Origin of the sequence: Enterobacter sp. Bisph1 (genome assembly GCF_000814905.1) — a bacterium.
In the GTDB taxonomy this organism is placed as follows: domain Bacteria; phylum Pseudomonadota; class Gammaproteobacteria; order Enterobacterales; family Enterobacteriaceae; genus Kosakonia.
In genome coordinates this window covers 49,856-63,164 of record NZ_JXAG01000043.1, presented here as the reverse complement: position 1 = coordinate 63,164, position 13,309 = coordinate 49,856, and the positions used below count along the sequence as shown (strand labels likewise).

General features: G+C 57.7%; 9 protein-coding genes. 6 read left to right on the top strand and 3 right to left on the bottom strand.

Annotated elements, in window-relative coordinates:
• Window positions 1-53: 53 nt before the first annotated feature.
• The 3 genes from dksA to thpR all read right to left on the bottom strand — a co-directional run bounded on the left by dksA (window position 54) and on the right by thpR (window position 1,927).
• A complete protein-coding gene (gene dksA / locus RW65_RS14115; protein ID WP_007373199.1) occupies window positions 54-509 on the bottom strand; it encodes an RNA polymerase-binding protein DksA in 456 nt (151 codons plus the stop codon).
• 173 nt (window positions 510-682) lie between these two features.
• Window positions 683-1,387 carry a DNA/RNA nuclease SfsA gene (gene sfsA / locus RW65_RS14110; protein ID WP_039057408.1) on the bottom strand — a complete coding sequence of 235 codons (705 nt, stop codon included), beginning with the start codon at window positions 1,385-1,387 and terminating at the stop codon, window positions 683-685.
• 9 nt (window positions 1,388-1,396) lie between these two features.
• Window positions 1,397-1,927 carry an RNA 2',3'-cyclic phosphodiesterase gene (thpR, locus tag RW65_RS14105; protein WP_039057407.1) on the bottom strand — a complete coding sequence of 177 codons (531 nt, stop codon included), beginning with the start codon at window positions 1,925-1,927 and terminating at the stop codon, window positions 1,397-1,399.
• A gap of 73 nt (window positions 1,928-2,000) precedes the next feature.
• Between thpR and hrpB the strand changes: the two genes are divergently transcribed.
• The 6 genes from hrpB to fhuB all read left to right on the top strand — a co-directional run bounded on the left by hrpB (window position 2,001) and on the right by fhuB (window position 13,284).
• Window positions 2,001-4,436, top strand: coding sequence for an ATP-dependent helicase HrpB (gene hrpB / locus RW65_RS14100; protein WP_039057406.1), 2,436 nt, complete (start codon window positions 2,001-2,003; stop codon window positions 4,434-4,436).
• Between the two features lie 110 nt (window positions 4,437-4,546).
• Complete coding sequence (gene mrcB, locus RW65_RS14095; protein WP_039057405.1) at window positions 4,547-7,066, top strand: bifunctional glycosyl transferase/transpeptidase; 2,520 nt, start codon at window positions 4,547-4,549, stop codon at window positions 7,064-7,066.
• Between the two features lie 251 nt (window positions 7,067-7,317).
• Window positions 7,318-9,570, top strand: a complete 2,253-nt coding sequence (gene fhuA / locus RW65_RS14090; RefSeq protein WP_039057404.1) for a ferrichrome porin FhuA — start codon at window positions 7,318-7,320, stop codon at window positions 9,568-9,570.
• 47 nt (window positions 9,571-9,617) lie between these two features.
• Window positions 9,618-10,415: a Fe3+-hydroxamate ABC transporter ATP-binding protein FhuC gene (gene fhuC / locus RW65_RS14085; protein WP_039057403.1), complete on the top strand. Its 798-nt coding sequence runs from the start codon at window positions 9,618-9,620 to the stop codon at window positions 10,413-10,415.
• On the top strand, window positions 10,415-11,305 hold the full coding sequence (gene fhuD / locus RW65_RS14080) for a Fe(3+)-hydroxamate ABC transporter substrate-binding protein FhuD (RefSeq protein WP_039057402.1): 891 nt from the start codon (window positions 10,415-10,417) through the stop codon (window positions 11,303-11,305). The genes fhuC and fhuD overlap by 1 nt, the downstream gene beginning before the upstream one ends.
• Window positions 11,302-13,284: a Fe(3+)-hydroxamate ABC transporter permease FhuB gene (fhuB, locus tag RW65_RS14075; protein WP_039057401.1), complete on the top strand. Its 1,983-nt coding sequence runs from the start codon at window positions 11,302-11,304 to the stop codon at window positions 13,282-13,284. Before fhuD ends, fhuB begins: the two co-directional genes overlap by 4 nt.
• The last annotated feature ends 25 nt before the right edge of the window (window positions 13,285-13,309 follow it).

The following is a 13,309-nucleotide window of genomic DNA, read 5'->3' as shown; positions in this document are numbered from 1 at the left end:
CCCGCCATATAGGACGTGCCGCGCCCGGCGGCACACCGTGAGACTGTCGGGGATTAGCCCGCCATCTGTTTTTCGCGGATTTCCGCCAGAGTCTTACAGTCGATGCACAGATCGGCAGTCGGACGTGCTTCCAGACGACGGATACCAATTTCAACGCCGCAGGATTCGCAGAAGCCGAAATCTTCGTCTTCGACTTTTTTCAGCGTCTTCTCGATTTTTTTAATCAACTTGCGCTCGCGATCACGGTTACGCAGTTCAAGGCTGAACTCTTCTTCCTGCGCGGCACGGTCGACCGGATCGGGGAAGTTTGCTGCTTCGTCCTGCATATGCGTGACGGTGCGATCGACTTCATCCCTGAGTTGATTGCGCCATGCTTCAAGAATACGCTTGAAGTGCGCCAGCTGGGCTTCGTTCATATACTCTTCGCCCGGTTTCTCTTGATACGGCTCCACCCCAGCGATGGCGAGAATACTCAGGGACGATGTTTTACGGTTTTGCCCTTCTTGCATGTTGCTTCTCCTTAACACGCACTATCGATCCCCGTGTGGGGGAAAAATCAGGCCGCTATAAATAGCAGATGCTTTTACGGATGGCAAATATCTAAACGCAACACTTGACAACCCTGTGAAGAAAAGCGTATTTGCGCACGCGACCAAACCACTTACTCGTCATAAGCTTGCCTTTATACCGTAAAAGGCAGTGGCAAACTAAGAGTGATATTATCGGCAGAAAGTTCCGCTTTATAAGCAATAACTTCCACCCCTCGGCAATGTGCCTCTTTCAGTAAACGCGCGTATTCCTCATCAATATGGTGTGCGGGAGAAAAATGTTCAACGGCGGAGTGCAGTACGGCAAACAGGATTACCGCGCGATCGCCGTTGGCCGCAACGCTCATCAACTCCCGTAAATGCTTCTGTCCCCGCAGGGTTACCGCATCCGGGAAGTAGCCCGACTGCTGCTCGGCGAGCGTGACCGATTTCACTTCAATATAGCAGTTGCGTCGGTCATGCGCCTGTAATAGAAAATCAATCCTGCTATTTTCCGCGCCGTATTTTACTTCGCTTTTCAGAACGCTATAGCCCCTCAGTTCTGGTAGCCGTTCAGCGACGATCGCTTCTTTTGTCAGCATATTTGCCCGCTGAGTATTGACGCAAATAAACGCCCCCTGCTGGGTTTGGGATAATTCCCACGTATGGGCATATTTACGTTTCGGATTATTCGATGTGGAATACCAAACCGTGTCCCCCGGCGTGGCGCAACCGGTCATTGCGCCGGTATTCGGGCAATGCAAAGTCAGGGTTTCCCCTTCAGGCGTGACAACATCGGCAAGGAAACGTTTATACCGCTGAATCAGGGTGGCGGATTTGAGCGGTGGGGAAAAATCCATAGAACATCCTTATGTTTGCAGCGTCCAGCGTTTCAGTTCGCTATAGCGCGTTCGGCCCTGGCTAAAGTGTGATTCATAGAGCGAAAATGCCGTTACCGGAAATGACCAGTGAAAACCCGGCGGCGGCAGCGGTACAGCATGGCTGGCGTCGCGCAGCAGCGTAATGTGCGGATGGAACGGCTGCGGGCTTTGATAACAGCCGCTGCGCGAGGCCTGCGCGCGTAGCATATCTGCCAGCTGCAGCAGCCCGCGCGGCGGCTGGCGTGAACCGAGCCACACCACCCGCGAGCGCAGCCACTGTCCGGCATCGTCCAGTGTAAGGGTAAAACCCGGCTGGCGAATACGGCCCGCCAGCGACTCAAGCGCGCGCTGTTTTTCCGTACTGATAGCCCCCAGAAACGCCAGCGTTAAGTGCAGATTCGCGGCGGCAATCGGCCGTCCGGCGTCCGCCAGGAAGTGCTGTGCGCGCCACAAAATGATCTGCTGTTGAATATCAGCAGGAAGTTCAAGGGCGAAAAACAGCCTTTTCGGTTCAGACATGGCAGGCTCGAAGTCAAAGGTTTGCGGTGATGTTATACTGCGTGCCGTCGTATGTTAACCCTCCGGAGCTTTTGTGTCGTTACTGCCAGCCGCCGCCGTTCTACCCGAGATCCTTAGCGCCTTGCGCACCGCACCCCAGGTGCTGTTAAGTGCGCCGACCGGGGCCGGGAAATCCACCTGGTTACCGTTGCAACTGCTGCAACAGGGCGACATTAACGGGCGCATTTTACTGCTCGAACCTCGTCGGCTGGCGGCGCGCAACGTGGCGCAGCGTCTGGCGGAAATGCTTGATGAACAGCCTGGCGAAACCGTCGGCTATCGTATGCGGGCGCAGACCTGCGTCGGGCCAAATACCCGGCTCGAAGTGGTCACCGAAGGGATTTTAACGCGAATGATTCAGCAGGATCCGGAGCTTGGCGGCGTGGGGCTGGTGATCCTTGATGAGTTTCACGAGCGCAGTTTGCAGGCGGACCTCGCGCTGGCGCTGCTGCTCGATGTGCAGCAAGGCTTGCGCGACGATCTCAAGCTGCTGGTGATGTCGGCCACGCTGGATAACGCGCGTTTGCAGACGCTGTTACCGGATGCGCCGGCCATTGTTTCAGCCGGACGTGCTTTTCCCGTTGAGCAGCGCTATCAGCCTTTGCCAGCTCATGTGCGCTTTGACGAGGCGGTCGCCCAGGCAACCGCAGAACTTCTGCGTCAGGAAGCGGGTTCGCTGCTGCTGTTTTTGCCCGGCGTCGCGGAAATTCAGCGCGTACAGGAGCAGCTGGCTTCCCGCGTCGGCAGCGATACGCTGCTCTGTCCGCTCTACGGCGCGCTGCCGCTGACGGAACAGCGCAAGGCGATACTGCCTGCGCCTGTGGGGCAGCGTAAAGTGGTGCTGGCAACAAATATTGCCGAAACCAGTTTAACCATTGAAGGTATTCGCCTGGTGGTTGATAGCGCGCTGGAGCGCGTCGCCCGTTTCGATGCCCGCAGCGGCTTGACCCGCCTGGTCACACAGCGCACCAGTATTGCCTCGATGACCCAGCGCGCCGGGCGAGCAGGGCGTCTGGAGCCGGGCATCTGCGTGCATCTGCTCAGTAAAGAGCAGGCGGAACGTGCGGCGGCGCAGAGTAGCCCGGAGATCCTGAACAGCGATCTCTCCGGGCTGCTGATGGAGTTATTACAGTGGGGCTGCCAGGATCCTGCCCAGTTAAACTGGCTGGATCTGCCGTTAGCGGCTAATCTCGCCGCGGCGCGTAAGCTGCTCGAACAGCTACAGGCGCTGGAAAATGGCCGGTTGACGCCGTTTGGGCAACGCATGGCGGCGTTGGGTAATGAACCCAGGCTGGCCGCGATGCTGGCGGCGGCGCAAGGCGATGATGAGATTGCCACAGCGGCTAAACTGGCGGCGATCCTTGAAGAGCCGCCGCGCGGAGCGAACAGTGATTTAAGCGCCGCCTTTTCCCGGACTCAGCCGAACTGGCAGCAACGGGCGCGCCAGCTCGCTCGCCGCTTGAAAAGCAGTAACGGCCATGAGGAGAGTCGTGCGCTGGCCCCTCTGCTGGCGAGCGCCTTTGCCGATCGTATCGCCCGTCGGCGCGGTCAGGAAGGACGTTATCAACTGGCAAACGGTATGGGGGCGATGCTGGATGTGGATGATGCCATGAATCGTCACGAATGGCTGATTGCGCCGCTGCTGTTGCAGGGTAGCCAGTCGCCGGATGCGCGCATATTGCTGGCGCTGCCGCTGGATATTGACGCTCTTATCAGCCGCTGTCCGCATTTATTACAGCCGTCGGACAGCGTCGAGTGGGACGAGGCGCAGGGCACGTTAAAAGCGTTTCGCCGTTTCCGGATAGGCCAGTTAACGCTCAAGGTCCAGCCGCTGGCGAAACCGTCAGAAGAGGAGCTGCATCAGGCGATGCTCAACGGTATTCGTGATAAAGGTTTGCGGGTATTGAACTGGACGCCGGAAGCCGAACAGCTGCGATTACGCTTGCACTGCGCAGCGAAATGGCTGCCGGAGGTTGAGTGGCCGGCCGTCGATGAGGCGTCGCTGCTGGAAAATCTCGAAACGTGGCTGTTACCGCAAATGGGTGGCGTACAATCGCTGCGTGCGCTGAAAGCGCTGGATATTGCCGGGGCGCTACAAAACGCGATGCCGTGGGCATTACGCCAACGTCTGGATAGTGAGCTGCCTGCGCATTACACTGTGCCGACGGGAAGCCGCATCGCGATTCGTTATCATGAAGATAACCCACCTGCGCTGGCAGTGCGCATGCAGGAGATGTTTGGCGAAGCGACGACGCCCACTATTGCACAAGGGCGGGTGGCGTTGGTGCTGGAGCTGCTTTCCCCTGCGCAGCGGCCGCTGCAAATCACGCGTGATTTAAGCGCTTTTTGGGCTGGCGCATACCGTGAAGTGCAAAAGGAGATGAAAGGACGCTATCCGAAGCATGTCTGGCCGGACGATCCGGCAAATACCGCGCCGACGCGGCGCACCATAAAATATTCGTCGCACTGAGGGCCGTTGCGCCAGAAACAGTGCGATAAATTGAGAGATTTCTTCTTCTGCCTGTAAGCAGAAGAGTTGAGAATCAGGCCCTTGCGCCTGAAAGTTGCGGAGAGTAAAGCATGGCGGGGAATGACCGCGAGCCAATTGGACGCAAGGGGAAACCTGCGCGTCCGGCGAAAGAGAAAATCAGCCGACGTCGACTCGAGGAAGAAGAGTACGACGAGTATGACGATGAAGATGAGGAACCGATGCCGAAAAAAGGGAGAGGCAAAGGCAAGAAGCCACGCGGCAAACGCGGCTGGTTCTGGCTATTAGTAAAAATTGCCATCATTCTGGCCGTGCTATGCGCTATTTATGGCGTTTATCTGGATCAAAAAATCCGCGCCCGTATCGACGGTAAAGTTTGGCAGCTGCCCGCCGCGGTGTATGGCCGGATGGTCAACCTCGAACCGGATATGGCCATCAGCAAAAATGAGATGGTGAAGCTGCTGGAAGCCACGCAATACCGCCAGGTGACGAAGATGACCCGTCCCGGCGAGTTTACCGTGCAGGCGAAAAGCATCGAGATGATCCGCCGTCCTTTTGATTTCCCGGACAGTAAAGAAGGGCAGGTGCGCGCGCGTCTGACCTTTGACGACAATCGTCTGGAAACCATCGAAAACATGGACAGCAACCGCCAGTTCGGCTTCTTCCGTCTCGATCCGCGTCTCATCACCATGCTCTCTTCGCCGAATGGCGAACAGCGCCTGTTCGTGCCGCGTAACGGCTTCCCGGATCTGCTGGTCGATACCCTGCTGGCAACCGAAGACCGTCACTTTTACGAACACGACGGCATCAGTTTCTACTCCATTGGTCGTGCGGTGCTGGCGAACCTGACCGCCGGGCGTACGGTGCAGGGGGCGAGTACGCTAACGCAGCAGTTAGTGAAAAACCTGTTCCTCAGCAGCGAGCGCTCCTACTGGCGTAAAGCCAACGAAGCCTATATGGCGCTAATTATGGATGCCCGCTACAGCAAGGATCGCATTCTTGAGCTGTATATGAACGAGGTCTATCTCGGTCAGAGTGGCGATAACGAGATCCGCGGCTTCCCGCTGGCGAGCCTCTACTACTTTGGCCGCCCGGTTGAAGAGCTGAGCCTCGATCAGCAGGCGTTGCTGGTGGGGATGGTGAAAGGTGCGTCTATCTATAACCCGTGGCGTAACCCGAAACTGGCGCTGGAACGTCGTAACCTGGTGCTGCGTCTGCTGCAGCAGCAGAACGTGATCGACCAGGAAATTTACGACATGCTGAGCGCCCGTCCGCTGGGCGTGCAGCCGCGCGGGGGGGTGATTTCACCGCAACCGGCGTTTATGCAGATGGTGCGCCAGGAGCTACAGGCGAAGCTGGGGGATAAAGTTAAAGATCTCTCCGGCGTGAAGATCTTCACCACCTTTGACTCCGTGGCGCAGGATGCCGCTGAGAAAGCCGCCGTCGAAGGCATTCCGCTGCTGATCAAGCAGCGTAAACTGACGGACCTTGAAACGGCGATGGTGGTCGTTGACCGCTTTACCGGCGAAGTGCGCGCCATGGTCGGCGGGGCAACGCCGCAGTTCGCGGGCTATAACCGTGCGATGCAGGCGCGGCGCTCGATTGGTTCGCTGGCGAAACCGGCGACCTATCTCACGGCGCTAAGCCAACCGAATATCTATCGCCTGAATACCTGGATTGCCGATGCGCCGATCTCACTGCGCTTGTCCAATGGCCAGGTGTGGGCGCCGCAGAACGATGACCGTCGCTTCAGTGGTCAGGTGATGATGGTAGATGCGTTGACCCGCTCAATGAACGTACCGACGGTGAACCTCGGTATGGCGGTAGGTTTACCGGCGGTGACGGATACCTGGGAAAAACTCGGCGCGCCGAAAGATCAGCTGACGGGTATGCCGTCGATGCTGCTCGGTGCGCTGAACCTGACGCCTATTGAAGTGGCGCAGGCTTTCCAGACTATCGCCAGCGGCGGTAACCGCGCACCGCTCTCCGCGCTGCGTTCGGTGATTGCGGAAGATGGTACGGTGCTCTATCAGAGCTTCCCGCAGGCGGAACGCGCCGTTCCCGCTCAGGCAGCCTATATGACGCTATGGACGATGCAGCAGGTTGTCCAGCGCGGAACGGGCCGCCAGCTGGGTGCGAAGTATCCGGGGCTGCATCTGGCAGGCAAAACCGGTACCACCAACAATAACGTTGATACCTGGTTTGCCGGTATCGACGGGCGTGAAGTGACCATTACCTGGGTGGGTCGTGATAATAACCAGCCGACCAAACTGTATGGTGCCAGCGGTGCGATGGCGATTTACCAGCGCTATCTGGATAACCAGTCGCCGAACCCGCTGAACCTGACGCCGCCGGAAGATATTAATACTATGGGCGTCGATGAGATGGGCAACTTTGTCTGCGGCGGCGGTGGCGTGCGCCAGCTGCCGGTGTGGACCACCAACCCGGATTCTCTGTGCCAGCAAACCCAGCAGCCGCCGCAAACCGGCAACCCGTTTGATCAATCTCAGCCAGAGCAGCAACCGCAGCAGCAGCCTCAACAGCCGCCGCAGAAGGAGCAGAAAAGCGATGGCGTAGCGGGCTGGATTAAAGATATGTTTGGTGGCAATTAATCCTAATCCGTAATAAAAGCAGCAACCCCGATGGCAACATCGGGGTTTTTTCACCGTTGTTAAACATGCCAATAACGCTGGTTTAATTCCCTCGTAACTCCCTGCAAATACGCTGGTTACTTCTTCATCCCTTATCGCTTTTCCGGCTGCTTACTGCTTGCTATGCGCACAACGCTTCGCATATTATGCTGCGGTCATAATAATAATTCTCGTTTACGTTATCGTTCACTTATTTGATTAGAGAAAAATCCATGGCGCGTCCTAACACTGCTCAGCCAGTTAACACTACGCTGCGTAAAATCGCGGTTGTAGTAGCCACAGCGGTTAGCGGCATGTCTGTTTACGCACAGGCTGCAACCACCCAAAAAGAAGAAACTATTACCGTCACCACCAGCGCTGCACCGCAGGAAAGCGCCTGGGGACCGGCGGCTACGATTGCCGCGAAGCACACGGCAACGGCGACGAAAACCGATATGCCGCTGGAGAAAACACCGCAATCTATCTCCGTGGTGACCAGCGAAGAGATAGCGCTCCACCAGCCGAAATCCGTTAAAGAAGCCCTGAGCTACACGCCGGGCGTTGCGGTCGGTACGCGTGGCGCATCCAATACCTATGATTACCTGATTATTCGTGGTTTTGCCGCCGATGGGCAGACGCAGAACAACTACCTCGACGGTTTGAAGATGCAGGGCAACTTCTATAACGACGCGGTAATCGATCCTTATATGGTTGAGCGTGCAGAAATTCTGCGCGGCCCAACCTCCGTTTTATACGGCAAAAGCAGTCCTGGCGGCCTGTTGAATATGGTCAGCAAGCGCCCGACGACCACGCCTCTGTATGAAGTACAGTTTAAAGCAGGCACGGATAATCTTTTCCAGACCGGCTTTGATTTTAGCGATGCGCTGGACGATAACGGCGTATTCTCTTATCGCTTAACCGGGCTTGCGCGTTCCGCTAACGCACAGCAGCAGGGGATTAAAGAGCAGCGATACACGATTGCGCCGTCCTTTAGCTGGCGTCCTGATGACAAGACCAATTTCACCTTCTTGTCCTACTTCCAGAACGAGCCGGATACCGGCTATTACGGCTGGTTGCCGAAAGAGGGCACCGTTGAGCCGCTGCCAAACGGCAATCGTCTGCCGACAGATTTCAACGAAGGCTCGAAAAACAACACCTATTCACGTAATCAGAAAATGGTGGGTTACAGCTTCGAACACGCGTTCGACGATACCTTTACCGTGCGTCAGAATCTGCGTTATGCCGAGAATAAAACAGCGCATAACAGTACTTATGGCTACGGCATGTGTTCCGATAAGCTCTACGCGAACAGCCCATCAACCAGTCCATGTAAAAATATTGCGCAATCCGAATGGGGCCATTATCTGACGCGTCAGTACGTTATCGATCATGAGAAGCTGCAGAACTTCTCCGTCGATACGCAGCTGCAAAGCGCGTTCTCTACCGGCGCGGTGGATCATATCCTGCTGACCGGCGTTGATTACATGCGGATGCGTAACGACATTAACTCGTGGTTCGGCTATGCCGGTGCTGTCGCACCGTCTGATATCTACAATCTCGACCGCAACGATTTTGATTTCAGCGCGCATTCCACACCGTCCGGTGCCTATCAAATCCTCAATCGCCAGCAGCAAACGGGCCTGTACGCACAGGATCAGGCGCAATGGGATAAGGTGCTGGTCACGCTGGGCGGCCGTTATGATTGGGCTAAACAGAGTGCGTTTAACCGTACCACCAATGTGACCTCGCAACGTGACGATAAGCAGTTTACCTGGCGCGGTGGCGTTAACTACCTGTTTGACAACGGCGTTACTCCTTACTTCAGCTACAGTGAATCCTTTGAACCGGCTTCGACCACCGGCGCGAGCGGCGCTATTTTTACGCCGTCCAAAGGTAAGCAATACGAAACCGGCGTGAAATACAGCCCGAAAGACCAGCCAATTGTCCTGACCGGCGCGCTTTATCAGCTCACCAAGAGCAACAACCTGATGGCCGATCCAAATGGATCGATCTGGTCGGTTGAAGGGGGCGAGATCCGCGCGCGCGGCGTTGAGATTGAAGCGAAAGCGGCGTTGTCAGCCAACCTGAATATGGTCGGTTCTTACACTTATACTCAGGCTGAATACACCACTGATACCACTTATAAAGGCAACACCCCGGCCCAGGTGCCAAAACATATGGCATCTCTGTGGGGTGATTACACCTTCTATGATGGTGCGCTCTCTGGCCTGACGTTGGGCACCGGTGCACGCTTTAGCGGCTCCAGCTACGGCGATCCGGCTAACTCCTTTAAGGTAGGCAGCTACACGGTGGTTGATGCGCTGGTTCGTTACGATCTGGCTCGCTTCGGCATGGCCGGTTCGAACGTGGCGGTGCATGTTAATAACCTGCTTGATCGTGAGTACGTTGCAAGCTGCTTTAACACCTACGGCTGCTTCTGGGGCGCAGAGCGCCAGGTGGTGGCGACCGCAACCTTCCGCTTCTAATCTCTCTTCGGGCACGGTTCGCTGTGCCCGCTTATAAGTTGGCGATCATGCAGGAAAACAAAGCGCTTCCCGATACTACCTTTCAGCTGAGCGATGTCACCTTTCGCGTGCCTGGCCGCACGCTGCTGCATCCGCTTTCGCTGACCTTTCCGCTGGGCAAAGTCACCGGCCTGATTGGTCATAACGGCTCCGGTAAATCCACGCTTTTGAAAATGCTTGGCCGCCACCAGCCGCCAACCGACGGCGATATCCTGCTGGACGGGCAACCGCTGGACAGCTGGAACAGCAAAGCCTTCGCCCGCAAAGTGGCCTACCTGCCGCAACAGTTACCGCAGGCGGAAGGGATGACGGTACGTGAACTGGTGGCGATTGGCCGTTACCCGTGGCACGGGGCGTTAGGGCGTTTTGGCATTGCCGATAGAGAGAAGGTAGAAGAGGCCATTGCACTGGTGGGACTTAAACCGCTGGCGCACCGGCTGGTGGATAGTCTCTCCGGTGGCGAACGCCAACGCGCGTGGATCGCGATGCTGGTAGCGCAGGATAGCCGCTGTCTGCTGCTGGATGAGCCAACCTCGGCGCTCGATATCGCCCATCAGGTGGATGTGCTGGCGCTGGTGCACCGTTTAAGCCAGCAGCGCGGCCTGACGGTAATCGCCGTGCTGCACGATATCAATATGGCGGCGCGCTATTGCGACTATCTGGTGGCGCTGCGCGGCGGGGAAATGATCGCTGAAGGCGCGCCGGAGGCCATCATGCGCGCCGGGACGCTGGAACAGATTTACGGTATCCCTATGGGCATCCTGCCGCACCCTGGCGGGGCAGCCCCGGTGAGTTTTGTTTACTGATGGCTGAATTACTCTCTCTTAGCCGTCGACGTCTGCTGATGGCGATGGCGCTTTCACCCGTAATGTGGAACATGCGCAGTGCGAAAGCGGCTGCCATCGACCCCGCGCGTATCGTGGCGCTGGAGTGGCTGCCGGTAGAACTGCTGCTGGCGCTCGGCGTAATGCCTTATGGCGTCGCTGATGTGCACAATTACAACCTGTGGGTTAACGAGCCTTCATTGCCCGCATCGGTAATTGATGTAGGTCTGCGAACCGAACCGAACCTCGAACTGCTGACGCAGATGAAACCGTCGTGGATGGTGTGGTCGGCGGGCTATGGCCCGGCAGAAGAGAAGCTGGCAAAAATCGCGCCGGGCCGCGGCTTCACCTTTAGTGACGGTAAAAAGCCGCTGACCATGGCGAAACGTTCATTAATGGAGATGGCGCAAATCCTCAATCTGGAGGCGGCGGCCAAAAAACATCTCGACGACTTTGATGCACTGCTTGCCGAAAGAAAACCCCATTTTGCGCGGCGTGGCGAACGTCCGTTACTGATGATAACGGTGCTGGATCAGCGCCATGTTCTGGCGTTTGGGCCGAACTGCCTGTTCCAGGAAGTGCTTGATGAAGTCGGGATCCGCAACGCCTGGCACGGGGAAACCACCTTCTGGGGCAGCGTGGCGGTGGGTATCGACCGGCTGGCGGAATACAAAGATGTGGATGTTATCTGCTTCGATCACGGTAACGAACTGGAGATGCAGAAATTGATGGCGACACCGCTGTGGCAGGCGATGCCGTTTGTGCGCGCCGGTCGTTTTCAGCGCGTGCCTGCCGTCTGGTTCTATGGCGCGACGCTGTCGGCGATGCATTTCACCCGCGTACTCGATAGTGCGCTGGGAGGCCGGGCATGAGCCGACGCATATTACCTTTCCCGGCATTGCTGCTGGCGGTGTTGTTTATGGCCGCCGCCTGGCTGAGCTGGACCAATTTAACCCTTGCCCTGCCGCGTGCGCAGTGGGCGCAGGCGGTGTATGCGCCGGATATCAACCTTATCGATCAAATGCTGTTTCACTACAGCCTGCTGCCGCGTCTGGCGATCTCCTTGCTGGTGGGGGCCGGGCTGGGTCTGGTTGGCGTGCTGTTTCAACAGGTGTTACGAAACCCATTGGCCGAACCCACAACGTTAGGCGTGGCGACCGGCGCGCAGCTGGGTATCACCATTACCACGCTGTGGGCGATCCCCGGCGTTATGGCTGCGCAGTTTGCCGCACTTGCCGGTGCCTGCGCGGTGGGCGCGCTGGTGTTTGGCGTGGCGTGGGGCAAACGCTTATCGCCCGTCACACTGATCCTTGCCGGTCTGGTGGTTAGCCTCTATTGCGGGGCGATCAACCAACTGCTGGTGCTGTTTCATCATGATCAACTGCAAAGCATGTTTTTGTGGAGCACCGGAACGCTGACGCAAACGGACTGGAGCATTGTGCAGCGCCTGTGGCCACAGCTGCTGGGCGGCGCGGTGCTGACGCTGTTGTTGCTGCGTCCGTTAACCCTGATGGGGCTGGATGATGGCGTCGCGCGTAATCTTGGTCTCGCGCTGTCGCTGGCGCGGCTGGCGGCTCTGACGCTGGCAATTGCATTAAGCGCCTTACTGGTCAACGCCGTCGGCATTATTGGTTTTATCGGCCTGTTTGCGCCCCTGCTGGCGAAGATGCTCGGCGCGCGGCGCTTATTGTCGCGCTTGCTGTTGGCACCAGTGATTGGCGCACTGATTCTTTGGCTCTCAGATCAAGTTGTTTGGTGGCTAAGCCGCGTATGGATGGAAGTCTCCACCGGTTCTATCACTGCGCTGATTGGCGCACCGCTGCTGCTGTGGCTGCTGCCGCGTCTGCGCAGTATGAGCGCACCGGCGATGGATGCCGGCGACAAACTGGCCGCCGAGCGCCAGCATGTGCTGGGGTTTGCGCTGGCGGGTTTAGCGCTGCTGCTGTTAGGAATGTGGGTCGCGCTGACCTTCGGTCGTGATGCAACCGGCTGGCATTGGGCTACAGGCCCGCTGCTGGAAGAGCTGATGCCGTGGCGCTGGCCGCGCATCGTGGCGGCTCTTACCGCAGGCGTGATGCTGGCGGTGGCGGGGTGCATTATTCAGCGTCTGACCGGCAACCCGATGGCCAGCCCCGAAGTGTTAGGTATTAGTTCTGGAGCCGCGTTTGGCGTCGTGCTGATGCTGTTCTTCGTGCCGGGCAACGCCTTTGGCTGGCTGATGCCCGCCGGGAGTTTGGGCGCTGCGGTAACGCTGTTAATTATTATGGTTGCTGCCGGGCGGGGGGGCTTTTCGCCGCACCGCATGCTGCTGGCGGGGATGGCGCTCAGTACCGCGTTTACCATGCTGCTGATGATGCTGCAGGCGAGCGGCGATCCGCGTATGGCGACGATTTTGACGTGGATCTCCGGTAGTACCTATAACGCGTCAGGCGAACAGGTTCTGCGTACCGGCATAATGATGGTGATTTTACTGGCGCTGACGCCGCTGTGTCGTCGCTGGCTGATGATCTTACCTCTCGGCGGCGATACGGCGCGTTCCGTGGGGATAGCGTTAATGCCGTCGCGCGTCGGGCTGCTGCTGCTGGCGGCGGCGCTCACGGCAACGGCGACCATGACGATTGGTCCGCTCAGCTTTGTTGGCCTGATGGCACCGCATATCGCGCGGATGATGGGCTTTCGTCGCACCATGCCGCATATGGTGATTTCGGCACTGGCGGGGGGATTGCTGCTGGTCTTTGCCGACTGGTGTGGGCGAATGGTGATGTTTCCATTCCAGATCCCGGCGGGGCTGCTGTCGACCTTTATCGGCGCGCCGTACTTTATCTATTTGCTAAGGAAGCAGAGCCGGTAAAAAGCCTCTCCCGGCGGGGAGAGGC

Excerpts from the sequence above, each read along its gene's own strand:
- dksA (WP_007373199.1), bottom strand. The coding sequence starts at position 509 with ATGCAAGAAGGGCAAAACCGTAAAACATCGTCCCTGAGTATTCTCGCC.
- sfsA (WP_039057408.1), bottom strand. The coding sequence starts at position 1,387 with ATGGATTTTTCCCCACCGCTCAAATCCGCCACCCTGATTCAGCGGTAT.
- thpR (WP_039057407.1), bottom strand. The coding sequence starts at position 1,927 with ATGTCTGAACCGAAAAGGCTGTTTTTCGCCCTTGAACTTCCTGCTGAT.
- mrcB (WP_039057405.1), top strand. The coding sequence starts at position 4,547 with ATGGCGGGGAATGACCGCGAGCCAATTGGACGCAAGGGGAAACCTGCG.
- fhuA (WP_039057404.1), top strand. The coding sequence starts at position 7,318 with ATGGCGCGTCCTAACACTGCTCAGCCAGTTAACACTACGCTGCGTAAA.
- fhuC (WP_039057403.1), top strand. The coding sequence starts at position 9,618 with ATGCAGGAAAACAAAGCGCTTCCCGATACTACCTTTCAGCTGAGCGAT.
- fhuD (WP_039057402.1), top strand. The coding sequence starts at position 10,415 with ATGGCTGAATTACTCTCTCTTAGCCGTCGACGTCTGCTGATGGCGATG.
- fhuB (WP_039057401.1), top strand. The coding sequence starts at position 11,302 with ATGAGCCGACGCATATTACCTTTCCCGGCATTGCTGCTGGCGGTGTTG.